Raw genomic sequence first — 17,175 nt, 5'->3', positions numbered from 1 at the left:
CGCTATGCTCCAACCCTAAAGTTGAATCGGAACAGAGCACAAGGTTGGATTTGCTCTCGACGCGGTGGTTGAGGTCAGCAAGCAGGAATCGTGTAGAATGCTGTGGCACCAGAGCACGGCGCACCTGCTAGCCAAGTTCACACCTGCTGATTCTTAGAACCTATCAGAAAAGGGGTCTGAGCGTATCGGTAGCGAATCCATTGGAAAATAACGAGTTTTTGAGCAATCGAAACGTCGGTCGACAAAGGGTCAGACCCCTTTTCGGATCGGTTCTCAAACCTTCCCCTGCAACATCAAGATGATCGAAGGAATCCATCATGATTATGACGAGATGGAGACAAGTAAACCATTGTTTCCCGTCCATGACGCGGCAATCACCGATTCTACTCGTATTGCTGTGCCTTTGCATGGTTCCGCCCGGCGAGAGCTGCAGCAAGGAACCGGGGGATTTTGTACTCGTCGACTATCCGCAATTGCTCGAACGAAAACAACAATGGCAGCAACAGGACCCGAAGAATCGGCCCGAGTATGACGCGATGATGCAGAAAGCGGACCGCGTTCTTGGTCTCGAGCCATTGTCGGTGATCCATCAATCCATCACGCCCCCCAGCGGGGATGAGCGAGACTACTACAGCATTGCGCCTTATTGGTGGCCTGACCCCGAGAAGGAGGATGGTCTGCCCTGGATACGGCGTGACGGTCGTGTGAATCCTGACACACAAGGAGCGAATAGTGATCATGATGTCACACTACAGTTCTTCAATCGGGTCAACTCGCTTGGGATGGCGGCTTTCTATTCGGACGACACCCAATATTCAGATGCTGCGATTGAGCTGTTGAAGGCTTGGTGCATTGATCCAACCACGCGAATGAATCCGCATCTGGAGTATGGTCAAGGCGTTCCCGGTCTTTATGACGGGCGTTGCTTCGGAATTATCGAATGGCTCAAAATCGAACAGCTATTGATTCCGATTCACCTGATGTGGGCCAACGAAATGATCCCTGAACCCACCTATCGAGAAGTCGTGAAATGGATGGAAGATTATCTGCACTGGTTGCAATTCAGCGAGAAGGGCAAACAGGAAGGCACTCGATTGAATAATCACGGAACTTGGTATGATGTCCAGGTTGCAACGATCCTACTGTTCCTGGGTAAGAACGATGAGGCCCGTGAACTGCTCGAATCCGTCAAGACAAAACGCATTGCAACACAGATCGAACCCGATGGACGTCAACCGCACGAACTGGCTCGCACGAAGAGCTTCACTTACAGCAAGATGAATCTGAGTGCCTTCATGCGACTCGCCAAATTGGGCGATAAGGTCGGCGTGGACCTTTTGGGCTATGAGACTCCCGACGGCCGGAGCATCCGGAAGGCCGAAGCATTTCTGAATTCCTATGGCAAAGGAAAAAAGAAATGGGAATACCCACAACTGTGAGAGGACAACTCGACGGCGTGACCGAAGACTACCTGGATGAATCCTTGACACCGTCGCCATCCTTGTCGCTCACGCCCGAAAAGGGATGCTCGGCGACAGCCTGCCATGCGATCTTACGGAACATGCGGTCGAGTTCCTGATTTGGGAAGCTTGCGTCGCCGCCAAACTCAATCACCTTTTCAATTCGTTCAGGGGATTGCCCGTAGAGGGTGGCGTAGAACACGTACCCTTCGAGGCGTTCAAGGCCGGGACCGAGGTGACCAAGTTGGTCCTTCCAAAGCGAACGCTCCTTTTTCCCGATCGCGCGGTGCAGTCCCTCGATTCCAGGCAATTCACCACGAAGAAAATGCTTCGCAGCCAATACCATCGCGTCCGACGTTGGAAGCACAAAAACCTTACCTGGGTACGCATTGAGCAGCGGATCGAGAGTCTGACGGTACATCGATCTTCTCTCGGCTCCCATGCGGTCCAAGACCTCTGCGGTAAAAAATGCTTCGGACGCTGGCTTCGTTCCAAGCTGTTCGAGCTGAGGCCAGGCATCCGATAAATAGAACTTCATCTCAGGGTTGTACTTCAGACAAAAGTCGAACCAGCACGAGTAATAGGCTGGACGGTCGTTGAAGTAGGGCCCAAACATCATCGCATCCCACGGTGCATTGGCGATCGAGGCGAGCAACTTCGGCACGGGCTTGCCATCGAATTGAAAAATTCCGTTCTCTTGCTCCCACTTGTAGCGTGCACTCCCCGTCATGCCCCCGCCGACATGCGTGTAAAGTGGCTGAGTCATTCCGGCTCCCTTGCAGATAACGGGAAGCGTCTTGTAACCCGGCATCATGAAGCTGTGACCGGTCCCGACGATCCGCAAAGCACCGTCGGCCGGTTTCTCGTAAGAGACGACCGCGGGCTGTTTCCCCGAGCTGACCTCTGCAAAGATCTGTCTGATTTCTGCGGGAGTCTTGTGGCAGACCGCTTGTTCGGGAAAGGTCCTTGAATCCCAGCCAGGATCGACCCCGAACTCTCGCTTGACTGCCCCGGTTTTGGCCCAACGATTCGCGGGCCCGCTGGCAAGAAACTCATTGCGATAGGCAATGGCTTCATCGCTTGAAAGCTTTCCGTCGCCATTGGTGTCCGCGGCGGGGAATTGCTTCAGCCATTTCTGAAGCTGATTCGTGTCAGCAAGATTCTGTCCAAGGCATAGGGAGTTCAGCGGTATCCCAAGGGCGACCGCAGCAAGCAAGAGGAGTGGAGCTTTCATGTTTATTTGATGCTTGTCACAACGGGATAAGATTCATGGAAAAAAAAGGCCTAGCTGGACAGCGTCACTCTATGAGCGGCAAGGCGTTAGCCGCCGGTTAGGACCATGAAATACCGGCGGCTCGTGCATTTCCATAAAACACTTAGGTCCGGTTCCCACCGGACTGCCTCGATTTGGCCGGTAGGAACCGGCCCTACTCGGTGATGCAGAACAAATGCTGTTCCCCGCGAATGAACAACTCGTTGTCCACAGGTGCCGGTGTCGCATCGACCCCTTCACCGACCGAATTCGTTGCGACGATCTCAAGGCTTTCCGCATCCTTGATCACCACGGTGGTGCCACTTCGTCCGGTCAAATAGACATGTCCGCCGGCTGCAACTGGTGACGCGTAGGTGCTACGGATGTCATCAATCCTGGCGGCACTGTAAAAAGGTTTGCCGGTCGCGGAATCCACGCATGTCAACTGGCCCCCTTTGCCTTTATGATAATACAGTCGACCGCCGGACAGCATCGGAGACGCCACGTCGGGACAGTCACGCTCGGTGGTCCAAGCGACCGCATCGGTGTCTTCGATGTCGCCTGATCCTGTCAGTCGAAAGGCGCCGAGGAAATTACCTTGAAAACCGCTGCCGACGAAAACAAGTCCGCCACCGGCGACCGCGGAAGAACAGGGCCGGGCGGTTTGTCCGCCGCAGCGCCATAATTCCTGCCCACTTGCCAAGTCGTAAGCCCGAGCACACGTTTGTCCATTCATGACAACTTGCGGCTTGCCGTCCACGTCGACAACGAGCGGAGTGGCCCAACACGTCGGCTCGTCGCGCGGTGTCTTCCAAATCGTCTTGCCGGTCGCTTTGTCGAGCCCATAAAGGAACGATTCGCCTTCATGATCCCATGGCACCAAGATCTTGTCGCCGGCGATCGTCGGCGAGCTTCCTTCACCAAATCCACTTCGTGTCTCCATCTTTCCAAAGTCGTCGCGTTTCCAAACCAAGTCGCCTGTCATCGTGTAGCAGTACAAACCACGTGAGCCGAAGTGGGCATAGACGTGCTGACCGTCAGTGCAGGGGGATGCGGAAGCGAAACTGTTGGTTTGATGGACTTGCTGGTGTGGCGTGGCTTCGATCGCCGTTTGCTCCCAACGCAATGCACCAGATTGGCGATCAAAGCAATAGATTTTGAATTGCAGCTTCGGGAGCGTTTCGCCACCACCTTCTCCACCAGGCCTTCCTCCTCCAAATCCTCTACCACCGCCTGGTCTACCACCGCCAGGTCTACCACCGCCAGGTCTACCGCCGCCTGGACCCCCACGTCCCCCGGCGTTTGGACCACTTGGCGGCGCCGCACCCTGCGGTTCTGTCTGACCATCGGATCGCACCGCACTCACGACAAACACTTGATCTTCCCAAATCACCGGCGAACCCGTGCCGCGGCCTGGGATTAGCACCTTCCACTTCACGTTTTTCGTTGCCGACCACTCGGTCGGTGGATGGGCGGTGGGTGAAACGCTGTTGCCCGTTGGACCACGCCAATGAGCCCAGTTATCGGCTCTGACGGTCGTTGTCAAAACAGCAAGGGCAACGGCAAAAGAGAGTAGGGATCGTCGCATGGTTAATCTCGAAAAGCGGGTTGGTGGTGCGTGGATCGCTTGGTTCGTTGGAAGAGGAAGCAGGCCGGACTGTGGGCGTTAACGCTAACAGCATAACCCCATGGGTTGGCTCAATGGCTCGAAGAAATCAGCTCGAACAGGCAATCGTTTATACATTCTGTTCACTGCTGCTGCAAATTGGGCCAACCGCTTTTGTCCCCGGCCGACGCACGATGAAGAAAGAAACCCCGTTCTAAGTCGCCATGGGTGAAGAACCGTGGGTCAGTTGAGTATTCCAACGCTCGCTCGTCAATCCTGGATCGGATGGGTGATCGATTCAAAGGCGAAGGCATCCGCTAGCGTTCCATAGGCTCTCGCCTTTGAGCCGAAAAAGGCAAACTGGACGGAGTCCCCAACCGTCTCGGTGATCCGTTCGTTGTTCATGTAGTATTGCGGACCGGGATCAGCGCACGAGCCCCAGTTTCCAGTAAATTCAACCGACGGATCCGTGTCATCCACCTTGCGCCAGAACCCTTCACACGTCTGCTGACCCGCAATCCGTATCTCATATTCACAATCATCCGCATCGGGATGATCGAGTATCATGGAAAGGGTGTTGTTTTCGTAAGGCTTGATCGCCGGCAACGGAAATCGCTTCAATGTCTTCCAACCCGCTTGGCTGTGTTCCATGACGACCGCCTGCGCAGGTTCAGAATCTTCCAGCCCGATATTTTCGATCACTCCTTCGAGCGTCTTGACTGCGTCCAATTCCTTCACTTGGACTGGCAGGGCAAACAGAGAAGCAGCGGTTGGGGATTTTCCGGGAAGCAGAGCATAGCCGATGACCAAATCACCCTCTTTCGTCTGACCCAGCAGTTTGAAATCAAAATCGAAACGATTGAGTCCGTTCTGACCTTCAAAATGCACGATCAGATTCTCTCCATCCAGATGGGAACGAATTGCGCGACAGCCGCGACCCTTGTTTACGAAGGAATCCGATCCGAAGCGTAGCGAAGCCAAGTCGATCTCCTTCTGAGGATGAAAATCGGCTTCGGCTTCGATCCTAACCGCAATGGTTTTGGTCTTCGCGGTGATCGGATGCTCATCGAGAATCGTGACACATCGCTCGACAACAAGAGGCAGAATCATATTTTTGGAACGGTGAAGGTCGTTCCCCTTGTCGCTACCCTTTGCGGTATCAAGCAGCGCCAGTGACAGATGCGTCGCCCGTCCGATTTCGTCCTGCAGCACCTTGGGCCGCTCGAACTTGTACCACTCGTTCTTTGTACCGTCGGTGTAATAGGTGGAGGATGCATCGTAGGGCAGTCCCTCTTCATTCTTCCAATGAACTCCGTCGAGCGATCGCATGTGCCCGCTCTTTCGATCCTGGGCATGATTGTAAATGCAGTGATACTGGTGCCTGCTTCTCCATACCACTGGATCTTCCGCATACACCGCTATTGCGAGTGTAGTTATCGATCGACACCAATTGGTAAGGCCCGAGGATCCCACGATTTGAAATGGCAATGTCGCCACCCTTGGTCATCAGCAGGATGCTGCCGTCCGGTCGGAACTCGGTTGTCAAGTTGGACCCTAATCTGCCCATTGTTCGCAACCCTCTCGGATTCATCGTCATCCGCCCGATGTGTTTCCATGGGCCCGGCATGCGGGCAGAGGAAAAGACATCCGAAATCTCATTGTGACGGTATTTTGTTGAAGGTCGGTTAAAAGGATCAGTTCCCAGGATCCGCAGGCCGAGGGCGTGACGGTCTTGGCAACAGTTTACCCGTTGTTGGTTCCTCCGTGGCGGATTGAGGGATCGCTTCGTGGATACAAAACACTCAAATGAACCTTTTGACGGGCAAACTGCGATCCAGCCGTGGCAGCGGAGGTCCGAGGTTGATTGCTTGAAATGCCCACTTCCACTCCCCGATCGATGCTCAGGGCGGTCACGAGTCGCATGGACCTTGAAATCACTGCTTCGCAAAAAAATTTGCGGGCGATCTCAGACGCTGGAAACGTCCTCCATGCCGCGGAATTTTGGTTCTCGAGGCAAAGCAATGAAGGGCCCAATAGGGAGAAAGCGGCAAGAATGTGCTGCAAATCGCCGCTGCCTCCATCAACGTTGTGGTTTTGCTGTTAGAATGAGCGCGCAGCGATTCGTGTTGGATAATTCGATTTAGACGAATGCTGCGAAACACTTTTTAGGATTTGAGAATGGCTGAAGGCACGATTAAGCGACTTACTGACAAAGGTTTTGGATTCATTGACGTTGGCAGCGATAAGGACTTGTTCTTTCATTCGTCCAGCCTTGAGGGCGTCAGCTACGACCAACTCCGGGAAGGTCAGCGAGTGACATTCACCGAAGCGCGTGGCCCCAAAGGGCCGTGTGCCGAGAACGTTGAAGTGGGGTAACACCCCCGAAGCTATTCGTTCAAATTTCAACTCCCTCGATTTTGGAGAAGACAGGATGGGTGACAAGGGCGGAAGCAAAGACAAGGGCAAAAAAGAGAAGCAGAAAAAAGCAAAGCTAAGTCCCAAGGAAAAACGCAAAGCGAACAAAGAAAAGAAGGCTTGAGTTGACCGGACCGGGCGATGTATTAGCACCAAGACAGGTTCAATCCAATTGAACCTGTCTTTTTTTACGGGTCATTCGGCTACCGTCTGCGATCCTTTGGGACGTTCGATTTATAACTTGCGGATATTCGCTTTTCCCACCTTTCGTAGTGGCCGACTCAGAGCCATTGCCAGTGCGATGCTGATTACGCGTGCGGGTCGTTGGTACGACCGTTTCGGAGGGCGATGGGTTTCCGCCGGTTCCGCCTTGATGTTGTCACTCGCCTTGGCGTCTTGGTGTTCTCACTGAGTCTGTCGTTCTTGGGAACGAAGACCTCCGTTGTTTTTGTCGTATTGGGAATGGGGTTCATGCAAGGCATGTTCAGCATCTTATCTGCAGTAACTTGGCCACGTTTTTTTGGCCGAAGCCACCTTGGTGCGGTTTCGGGGATGTCGACGTCCATCGTCGTTGTTGGAACAGCGATTAGCCGACGGTCGCGTTAACAGAACCCCGGAACACGAAAAACGAAGAGACCATCGAGCGAGAAGGAGGCTGGCTCTGCTGCGGAGCAACCAGCAATGGGATAACCGTATCAGTGCGACATCCTTTTGCCTTTCATTCACGATCACGCGATTTATTGGTAGGCTTAGCAGTGCAAAGACCACTTCGACCTTCGGCCGCGTCAAACGCCCTGTTTCGTATCAAACGGAATCCAACATGATCACGCGTTACCTCTTTTTGCTATCCATCGTCGTGGCGGCCAGTTCCTCCACGTTGGCACAGCCTCCGGCAACGCGGACTTCACCAACGGTGGACTCGTACCATGGCATCGAAGTTCAAGATCCTTATCGTTGGCTCGAAGATTGGGATGATGCGGAAGTCAAACGCTGGAGTGAGAGCCAGAATGCATATACTCGGAAGGTTCTTGATGGGTTGCCGAATGTCGACGCGATTCGCAAACGAGTCACCGAGATCATGTCGGCCCAGCTGATTTCCTACCGTGAAGTTCGCTACGTTGGCGGAAAGTACTTTGCCGTGAAGAACCACCCTCCCAAAGAGCAACCCTATCTGGTCACATTCGATTCGCTTGACTCACCTGAGAGTTGCCGCGTCCTATTTGATCCAAATGGGGTCGATACGGAGGGGACAACTTCGATGGATTGGTTCGAACCCTCCCCAGACGGGAGGCTCGTCGCGATCTCGATCTCGGCGGGAGGCAGCGAAGTGGGTGACGTGTCCGTGTATGACACAACCACCGCCAAGAAAGTGTTTGAACGCGTGCCACGTGTGAACACCGGTACTGCGGGTGGTGACCTCGCCTGGGCGCCCGACAACAAAGGATTCTATTACACACGTCACCCGCGACAGGGTGAGAGGCCCGAGCCGGATTTGGATTTTTACCAGCAGCTGTATTTTCATCAACTGGGCACCGACAGCGCCCAAGATCGATTTGAACTCGGCAAAGACTTTCCACGGATTGCCGAGATCGAAGTCGAAGTGCACGCCCCCTCGGGCATGGTGCTCTGTAACGTTCAGAATGGTGACGGCGGCGAGTTTTCCCATCACGTTCGAATGACCGATGGGCGATGGTTTGCATTCAGTCATTTCGGCGACAAGCTGGTCCAGGCAACCTTCGAGCCGTCAGGAACGATCCTGGCAATCACTCGCGATGAAGCTCCACGCGGGAAGATTGTTCGCCTCCGTGACGTGACGCTGCCAACACGCAGCACACAGCAATTGATCCCAGAAGCTCAGGATACCATCGTCACCAGTTTCTACCATTCACCGCCTAGTCTGGTAGCAACAGCCAATCGCATCTATGTGACCTATCAGCTTGGCGGTCCCTCGGAAATCCGAGTCTTCGACCTTGACGGGACACCGTTGGAAAAGCCTCAGCAGCTGCCGATTTCCAGCGTAGGTGGTATCGAACCGTTGACCGACGATGACATCGTGTTCCACAACCATTCTTACATCGAACCGACGCTCTGGTTTCACTACCAAGCGGCGAGCGGCGAGACCCAGAGAACCAAGCTTTCGAGTCGCTCACCGGTCGATTTTAGCGACGTTCATGTGACTCGCGAGTTTGCAACCTCCAAGGATGGAACCCAAATTCCGATTAACATTCTACGCCCCGATTCTGTTAACGAAGCTGGCCCGCTGGTGCTGTACGGTTATGGCGGGTATGCCATCAACCTGACCCCTCGCTTCAGTGCCGCAAATAAATCACTTTTGGAACAAGGCGTTACCTATGCGGTCGCCAACCTTCGTGGTGGTGGTGAGTACGGAGAAGATTGGCATCTGGCGGGAAACTTGACCAACAAGCAAAACGTATTTGATGACTTCTACGCTGCAGCGCGGTTTCTGATTGATCAGGGGTATACGACGTCGGATCAGTTGGCGATCAAGGGCGGCTCGAACGGCGGTTTGTTAATGGGGGCCACGATGACCCAGCATCCCGAGTTGATGAAGTGTGTGGTCTCGCATGTCGGCATCTACGATATGCTTCGGGTCGAATTGTCCCCGAACGGATCGTTCAATATTCCTGAGTTTGGCACCGTTAAAAAGAGAGATCAATTCATGGCGATGCGAGCTTACTCGCCGTATCACAATGTGACCGACGGCACGAAGTACCCTGCCACGATCTTCTTTACCGGCGCGAACGATCCTCGAGTCGACCCGATGCAGTCGCGAAAAATGACGGCGCGACTTCAATCGGCATCACCTTCCAGTCCTCCCGTGCTGTTGAGGACCAGTGCAAATTCGGGGCATGGCGGCGACACAGGATTATCGCAGCGGATCGAAGAAGCCGTCGATACAAACGCGTTTTTATTCCATTTCTTGGGTGTGCCGTTTCGTTCGCCGTGACCGAAACCTCTCGAACAATTCACGTCGGTCAAACAAAAACTGGGCAGGGAGTGAATCGCTGGGGCTGCTTCGTATAGAATGTCCCGCTAGCGAAATGACTTGAGCTAACTTTGATCGGCACGTTGCCGATCAAATGTTTTGGTTGGAGATGGCTGGGCTATGAAAATGAAAAACATTACGGTAGGGATCCTCTTTGCGTTTCTTGTGCCGCTTTTGTCCATCGATGTCGTCGTTTACGCAGGTCAAACGGTGGCAATCACGTATGACGCTGCCAATCCCATGCACGCCTTTGGAGTTCGAGATCTTGAGCGTTCTTTGGAGGCGACGGGGAACCAAGTCGTTGGCGAGAATGCGGATCTAGGAATTGTGATTTCACAATTTGAACCGGGAATGGGGCCCCAGTCTTTTCGCATCCAACGAGAGGGATCACGAGGCATCCGTATCGTTGCGGGAGATTCGGTCGGGGCGATGTATGGTGCGTTGGAACTGGCCGAGCAGATCAGCCTGGGCGGCGGACTTGACGCAGTGCAGGACAAGGCTCGCAAACCCTACATTCTGCGCCGTGGATTGAAGTTCAATATTCCGCTCGACGCGCGAGCTCCAAGCTACGACGACACAGGAACCTCCGCCCATGAAAACATTCCCGTGATGTGGGAGTGGGAGTTTTGGCACGAGTTTCTCAATAGCATGGTCCGCAACCGGTACAACGTGCTGACACTCTGGACCACCCATCCCTATCCGGGGCTCGTCAAGCTGCCGGAGTATCCCGAGGCGAACTATGACGATGTGCATGTTCTGAGAAAACCTGTTGACGAAAAAGGCGACCGCCACTGGGATAAACTGGATCTCTTCGATCCCGCCAATACGAAGGTCGTCAAACAAATTTCGTTGGACGAGAAAATCGCGTTTTGGCAAAAGGTGTTCACCTACGCCGAAGATCATGGCATCGAAATCGATGTCTTCCATTGGAACATCTATACGTTCGGCGCCGAAAATAAATACGGCATTACGGACAGCGGAAAGAACGAGAAGACCATTGACTACATTCGCTATTGCACGACCCGATTTCTAGAAACGTATCCTCAGGTTGACGGCATTGGTGTGGCTGCCGGAGAGCATTTCGATATTCGAGGGGGTGAACGTGAGAAATGGTTGTGGCGAACCTTTGGGCTGGGAATCATGGATTATCACAAGAAACATCCGGATCGTTCAATCCGATTTATCTTTCGTAGCCTGCTGTCCAACGCCGACAGCATTCTGGAGGCTTTCAAAGACTATGACGCAGGGCCATTTCACACGGACCACAAGTATGCCAGGGCTCGTGTGCATTCCACAACAACGTCACCTTACATGGACTTCGAATACCGTGATGGTCTTGAGTCAATCAAGGTGCCCTGTTGGTTGAATCTTCGCAATGACGATCTGTTCGTGTTGCGGTGGGGCGACCCGGATTACGTGCGTGAATTCATGGCCAATGTGCCACGCGACCTGATGCGATCCGAAGCCGGCTACTTTTTGGGGCCGGACGGGTTCGTGCAGGGGCGTGAGTTCGTCCACAAAGACGCGGATCTTTCTGGCCAATTGGAGGTGGATAAGCACTGGTATCGATTCATGATGTTCGGTCGGCTGGGCTACGACCTGACCCTGACGCGTGAGTTCTTCGAGCAACGGCTGAGCGATCGCTTCCCAGAAGCGGACTCGAGATTGCTCTACGACACCTGGAAATCGTCCTCGCAAATTATCCCGCAAGTCAACCGTTTCTTTTTCCGCATCAACGATTCGATGTTTTCCCCCGAGGGATGCATTTCAAGCGGAGGCTTCCTGACCGTCGATCATTCGTTCTTCAGATTCGGCCCCTTGGAGGGTTCCGGGATCCTGTCCGTTCATGAGTTTGCCGACGCTGTGCTCGCCGGCAAACCGTTCGATGGAATTACGCCACTGGAGGTAGCTGACTGTTTGGATCAATCTGCTACTCGGACTTTGCGGGGTGTGGCAGCCTTGCGCGAACAGAGCGTCCCGAGTCAGAAGGAGTTCTTATCGACACTCAGTGATTTGGAAGCGATGGCTTTGTTGGGACGGTATTACGCAAGCAAAATCCGCGGAGCCGCTGAATTAGCCGTCTATCGTGCTGATCCAGAACGACGCGCCAATCATCAGCGCGCCGTCAAGCATTTCAACCAGGCAATCAGCGACTGGGAGGCATACGCGCGGTCCGCTACCGGCCAATACAACTCACAGTTGTTCTCTCGCACACATTACCTGGATTGGTGGAAGATCTTGGAAGATGTAAAGAAGGAAGCTCGGTCGGTTGAAGCTGAAGAAGCAAGTCCGAAACGTTCAACAAATCGAAACACGGTTCCGAGTGCGAAGGGCCTATCCAAGTGAAAGGGAACGAATGAATCGAAAACTGATCCTTTGTGTTTTCTGCATCCTCATGCCTGTACAGCTGACCTTTGCTGTGGAAAAGACGCGGCTCATCATCATGGCAGACATGGGAAACGAGCCTGACGAAGAGCAGCAGATGATGCACATGTTGATGTACAGCAACATGTTTGACCTGGAAGGACTTGTCGCCTGTTCGGGCAAGTACCTGCATGACGGCAGGGACGGTTTCAAGGGCCATGTCCATCCTGAATTGTTTCATAAGCTGATTGACGGCTACGCAAAGGTGGTCGGAAATCTCGAGAAACACGCCGCGGGATGGCCCGACCCGATTTACCTGCGAAGCATTGTCAAAGCCGGCACCGCTGAATATGGCATTGCAGCCGTGGCCGAAGGAAAATCAACCGATGCTTCAAAATTGGTCGAGGCGGCCATTCTCAAGAACGATCCTCGCAAGCTTTATCTGGTGGGAAATGCCGGCACCAACACGCTGGCTCAAGCTCTGGTGGATCTGGATAAGACCCGCTCGCCAACGCAAATGGATGTGTTGTGCAAGAAGCTGGTCGTGTTCGAAAACGGCGCTCAAGACAACTCGGGTGCTTGGATCGCCAACAAGTATCCTGAGATTGCCTGGCATCGAAGCAATCGACAGACCTATTGCTACGGCGGGCCCGGCACTGGGACGAACGTTGAAGGTCCTTATACATGGGAACCGTATCCACGGACAGCCGAGGGTCAAGGAGAATGGTCTCACGAACATATCCAAGCAAACCACGGAGAGCTGGGAAGGCTGTTTCCCGATCGCATTTTCAAGGATTGGCATTTCATCGAAGGAGGAGGGACGATTCCATGGACCGGCCTAGCGAACCACGGGTTATCCGATCCAGAGCACCTCTGCTGGGGCGGTTGGAGCGGACGTTTCTCTCGGTCCAAGCACAAGAACGTCTGGTCACGGCATGCACCGGAAAAAGCAGACGAACAAAGCTACGGTGATTTCTATATGTTTGAGGCCGACTCGGAGCAAGAAGAATGGACTGACCCCGTCCACAGCGAGACATTTGACAACTCCATGGTGCCGGTATGGCGTTTCCGAAGAGCAATGTTTAACGATTTTCGTGGCCGTATGGACTGGTGCGTCAAAGCGTTTGACGAAGCAAACCACAATCCCATCGCCACTGTGAATGGCGACAAGGCAGACGACATTCTCCATCTTCAAGTATCGCCAGGGCAGACACTTTCCCTCGACGCATCGGACTCATCCGACCCTGATGGTGATGCGTTGACTTTTCGATGGTGGGTTTACAAAGAGGCTGGTACCTACGATGGCAGCATCCTCATCACGCATCCTAACCACGAGAAAACGGAATTGTCCCTACCCACCGACGCGGGTGGTAAGGAGATTCATGTCATTCTGGAAGTACTGGATAAGAACCCAGAAATCGGCATGTCCGATTACCGCCGAGTCGTGCTGGAGGTGATGTGACAAGCTCGTTTTACATCGCATGCTTCTTTCGATTGCTTTGTTTACGTGACTCACCGATTTTTTTTGCAGCACCGCTCTACCCATGGATGGCCCGCAGCAAGGGCCTTGGGGGTGAAGGGTGCGGGCTTTACCCGATTAACGGCCGTAGTCTTGTATCTTCGATGGCTCGTTTGGTGCGCTTGTGCGGCTGAAGCCTGAACTCCAACTTGCGTTGGAGTCGTAGCCTTCAGGCGACTGCGGTTGGGGCTCCGTGCGCGCTTGTGCGGCTAAAGCCTGGACTCCAACGCTGAGGCCCGGGGGGCGATCCTGGGAAGTCCTTTGGAGCCAAAAGTCTCTGGCTTGAAAGACGAAGCCAAATTATCCGCCGATCCTGCGTAACCCGAATGGATACGGCCCTGGTTCGCTTGATACGGCATTCTGGTCGATGAGCATTCCGTGGGATGATTGTGTTCGTTGGCAAGAAGGGTTGTACCAGGTGCGGAGCGTTTTCACTGTATTACGTTTGCGAGCTTTCGTCGAACGACCTGTGCCCTTCGTGAGTTGGGCAGCGATAGGTTGGTTCGTTGTTCTTGCATTCAATAGTCACAACGACACTCACGCAAACCACTTTTCGATACTCAGTGAAGACCAAGCCGCTCTGCGGGCCCGAGTCACCTTGGCCGAGAATGCCGAGCATGAAATTAACGTCATTTCATTTGCCGTAGACGGCAGTGATGTGCCCGTCGGATTACTCGCTTTACTGCGTCAAGCTTCGACCCGAGGCGTGCGTGTGCGCGTGCTGATTGATGGGCTGAACTTGCGTTTGCCATCCGGATTTGTCAAACGTTTAGTGGAGGACGGTGTAGAAATCCGCGTCTTTCACCCGCCTTTTCATGCACATCCTCTTTGGTGGAATCGTCGATTGCATGACAAGCTGTTTCTCGTCGACCGAAAAGCGATGGTGATTGGAAGCCGGAATCTGCGTGACACTCATTTCGGACGTGAGGAAACGAACTTTATCGACTGCGACTTTATGATGGCAGGCGAGATTTGCAATTCGGCTACGGACTACTTTGACCAATTATGGAGATCACCGGAAGTGCGGTGTGCCACCGAGGCCAACACCATTGGGAGTGATCAAAAAAGGGACCTAAAGATGGGAGTTGTCCCTTGGATCACCTCGGAAGCGGAACGCAGCGCGACGTACCTACAGGCGATGCAAGTATCCATGAACCGAATCGGTTGCGATGGTTCCTCCGCCGCCTGTGATTCGTGCGGCTGCCCAACCACTTCGCTCACGGAGGTTTCGGCCTGTTTGGTTCGCGACGCGACAGGGCAACCATCGAATCGGAAACTTCAGCGGCTGCTGTGTGCCATGATCGACTCGGCCGATTCATCGATCGACATCGAATCTCCCTATCCAATCTTTACACCCGAGACGTTAGACGCAATCCGACGTGCGACCGATCGCGGCGTGAAGGTAACGCTGCTCACCAACTCGTTGCAGTCTACGGATCAAGTGTTGGTGTATGCAGGATACCAACGCGACAAAAAGAAACTGTTGGACATGAAAGTCAATCTGTTTGAGTACATCGGACAGGGACATCTGCATGTGAAAACGGTTGTCGTTGATCAACGCGATGTTCTATTTGGTAGTTCAAACTTTGATTCTCGTGGTGAACGGTTCAATCATGAACTATGTGTGTTCGTCTCGGATTCGCGTGTCGCGAGCATGCTCAAGCCACTGATGAACCAGCGGCTTGAGCATGCTCGTTCCGTACAAGATGGGTCTCTATTCCCCGAAGTCATCGGTGACGCATCACTGCAGCGTCGATTCCAGATGCGAACGCTGCAAGCCGTCGTGCCCTTGCTGCGACACTTGCTATAATCTCTAGGAAACGCCGCAATTGCTCTGTCTTCCCTCAAGAGCCTTCCGAGCATCTTTCCGAACCACTTCAATGAACGAGACCCGATCATGACACTGCACAAACTCGCGGGACAGCCGGTTCCCGACGAACTACTCGAGAACATTCCACGGCTGATTTCGTCTTATTACACCCTGAAACCCGATCCAAAGAATCCAGCTCAAGCCGTCGAGTTCGGCACTTCGGGGCACCGTGGCACTTCGACAACGGGGCGGTTCAATGAAGATCACATCCTCGCGATCGCTCAGGCAATTTGTGAGTATCGAGTGTCACAGGGAATCACCGGCCCGCTCTATCTCGGTATGGATACACATGCTTTGTCAGAACCGGCATTCGTTTCGGCTTTGGAAGTCTTTTCCGCCAACGGGGTCACCACGATGATCGATGCGGGACGTGGTTTTACTCCCACGCCCGTTATTTCGCATGCGATCCTAAGGCATAACCGAGGTCGCAGCGATGGCTTGGCCGACGGTGTTGTGATTACACCGTCACACAATCCGCCATCGGATGGCGGATTCAAATACAATGCAACCCATGGCGGACCTGCCGGCGCAGCAACGACCACCGGAATCCAGAATCGCGCGAACGAAATTCTCAGCAATCACATGGCGGATGTCAAACGCTGGGGATTTGCGGATGCGTTGGCGTCTGATGTTGTACAGGAATATGATTACATCACGCCCTACGTCGAAGACCTGCAATACGTCGTCGATATGAATGCCATTCAAGCGGCAAAGCTCAGGATTGGTGTGGATCCCATGGGCGGTGCCGGTATCGCCTATTGGGAACCGATCGCCGAGCGATACGGGCTAAACATTGAGATCGTCAATCGGCGTGTTGATCCGACGTTCTCCTTCATGCGGGTCGACAAAGATGGAAAGATCCGGATGGATTGTTCATCGCCCTCTGCGATGGCCGGGTTGATTGACCTGAAAGACCGTTTTGATATCGCCTTTGGAAATGACCCGGACTACGACCGTCACGGCATTGTGACGCCGTCGGTTGGGTTGATGAATCCGAATCATTACCTGGCCGTCGCCATCGGGTATCTGTTTCAAAACCGTCCTCACTGGAGTGCCAATGTGGCGGTTGGCAAGACGCTGGTTTCGAGTTCTATGATCGATCGTGTTGCTGCGAATCTTGGTCGAACACTCTGCGAAGTGCCGGTTGGATTCAAGTGGTTCGTCGACGGACTGATGGACGGCTCATTGGGCTTCGGAGGCGAAGAAAGCGCGGGGGCGTCCTTTTTGCGAATGGATGGAACCACTTGGACCACCGACAAGGATGGAATCATCTTGGATCTACTGGCTGCTGAGATTCTGGCCAAAACCGGCAAGGATCCGGGGCAGCATTATCAGACGCTCGTCGAAAAGTTCGGCAATCCTGTTTACGCCCGCATCGATGCCCCAGCGACCCCCGCACAGAAAAATGCCTTGAAGGCATTGAATCCTGAATCGGTTCGTTCCAAAGAATTGGCGGGTGATACAATCGAAGCGCGGCTTACCGAAGCTCCTGGTAACAAGGCTGCCATCGGCGGGCTGAAAGTTGTCACGCAGAACGGTTGGTTTGCCGCGCGACCGTCTGGAACCGAGGACATCTACAAAATCTATGCAGAGAGTTTTCTGGGGGTGGAGCATCTGGTACGGATACAAACCGAGGCGAAACAGATGGTGACCGATGCGTTGAGTAGCTGACCTGGCAGCCA

10 protein-coding genes and 1 pseudogene are annotated in these 17,175 nt (G+C 53.7%); 8 read left to right on the top strand and 3 right to left on the bottom strand.

What is annotated here, in order from left to right:
- Positions 1 to 362 precede the first annotated feature (362 nt).
- Positions 363 to 1,439, top strand: a complete 1,077-nt coding sequence (locus Poly41_RS30165) for an alginate lyase family protein (protein WP_231616073.1) — start codon at positions 363 to 365, stop codon at positions 1,437 to 1,439.
- 28 nt (positions 1,440 to 1,467) lie between these two features.
- Here the strand turns inward: Poly41_RS30165 and Poly41_RS30160 are convergent, their stop codons facing one another.
- The 3 genes from Poly41_RS30160 to Poly41_RS30150 form a co-directional block, all read right to left on the bottom strand.
- On the bottom strand, positions 1,468 to 2,694 hold the full coding sequence (locus Poly41_RS30160; protein ID WP_231616072.1) for a hypothetical protein: 1,227 nt from the start codon (positions 2,692 to 2,694) through the stop codon (positions 1,468 to 1,470).
- 193 nt (positions 2,695 to 2,887) lie between these two features.
- The gene (locus Poly41_RS30155; RefSeq protein WP_231616071.1) at positions 2,888 to 4,300 is read right to left on the bottom strand and encodes an outer membrane protein assembly factor BamB family protein; all 1,413 of its coding nucleotides are present in this window, start codon (positions 4,298 to 4,300) and stop codon (positions 2,888 to 2,890) included.
- 288 nt (positions 4,301 to 4,588) lie between these two features.
- Positions 4,589 to 5,647 (bottom strand): hypothetical protein, encoded by a 1,059-nt coding sequence (locus Poly41_RS30150; RefSeq protein ID WP_146531083.1) that lies wholly within the window; start codon positions 5,645 to 5,647, stop codon positions 4,589 to 4,591.
- 849 nt (positions 5,648 to 6,496) lie between these two features.
- Here Poly41_RS30150 and Poly41_RS30145 point away from each other — a divergent pair.
- From Poly41_RS30145 to pgm, 7 genes and pseudogenes are all read left to right on the top strand, one after another.
- Entirely contained in the window at positions 6,497 to 6,694 is a 198-nt protein-coding gene (locus Poly41_RS30145; RefSeq protein WP_146531082.1) for a cold-shock protein, read from the top strand.
- A gap of 408 nt (positions 6,695 to 7,102) precedes the next feature.
- A pseudogene (locus Poly41_RS35850) lies at positions 7,103 to 7,321 on the top strand (MFS transporter); the annotation flags it as partial.
- Between the two features lie 232 nt (positions 7,322 to 7,553).
- The gene (locus Poly41_RS30140; protein ID WP_146531081.1) at positions 7,554 to 9,701 is read left to right on the top strand and encodes a prolyl oligopeptidase family serine peptidase; all 2,148 of its coding nucleotides are present in this window, start codon (positions 7,554 to 7,556) and stop codon (positions 9,699 to 9,701) included.
- 159 nt (positions 9,702 to 9,860) lie between these two features.
- Positions 9,861 to 12,086, top strand: coding sequence for a hypothetical protein (locus Poly41_RS30135; RefSeq protein ID WP_146531080.1), 2,226 nt, complete (start codon positions 9,861 to 9,863; stop codon positions 12,084 to 12,086).
- Between the two features lie 10 nt (positions 12,087 to 12,096).
- Positions 12,097 to 13,566, top strand: a complete 1,470-nt coding sequence (locus Poly41_RS30130; RefSeq protein ID WP_146531079.1) for a nucleoside hydrolase-like domain-containing protein — start codon at positions 12,097 to 12,099, stop codon at positions 13,564 to 13,566.
- Positions 13,567 to 13,990: 424 nt separating this feature from the next.
- The gene (locus Poly41_RS30125) at positions 13,991 to 15,433 is read left to right on the top strand and encodes a phospholipase D-like domain-containing protein (RefSeq protein WP_146531078.1); all 1,443 of its coding nucleotides are present in this window, start codon (positions 13,991 to 13,993) and stop codon (positions 15,431 to 15,433) included.
- Positions 15,434 to 15,520: 87 nt separating this feature from the next.
- Positions 15,521 to 17,164 (top strand): phosphoglucomutase (alpha-D-glucose-1,6-bisphosphate-dependent), encoded by a 1,644-nt coding sequence (gene pgm / locus Poly41_RS30120; RefSeq protein WP_146531077.1) that lies wholly within the window; start codon positions 15,521 to 15,523, stop codon positions 17,162 to 17,164.
- The last annotated feature ends 11 nt before the right edge of the window (positions 17,165 to 17,175 follow it).

The sequence above is a fragment of the Novipirellula artificiosorum genome (assembly GCF_007860135.1).
GTDB lineage: Bacteria > Planctomycetota > Planctomycetia > Pirellulales > Pirellulaceae > Novipirellula_A > Novipirellula_A artificiosorum.
The sequence above is the reverse complement of the archived record's forward strand: the minus strand, read 5'-3'. Positions and strand labels throughout refer to the sequence as shown.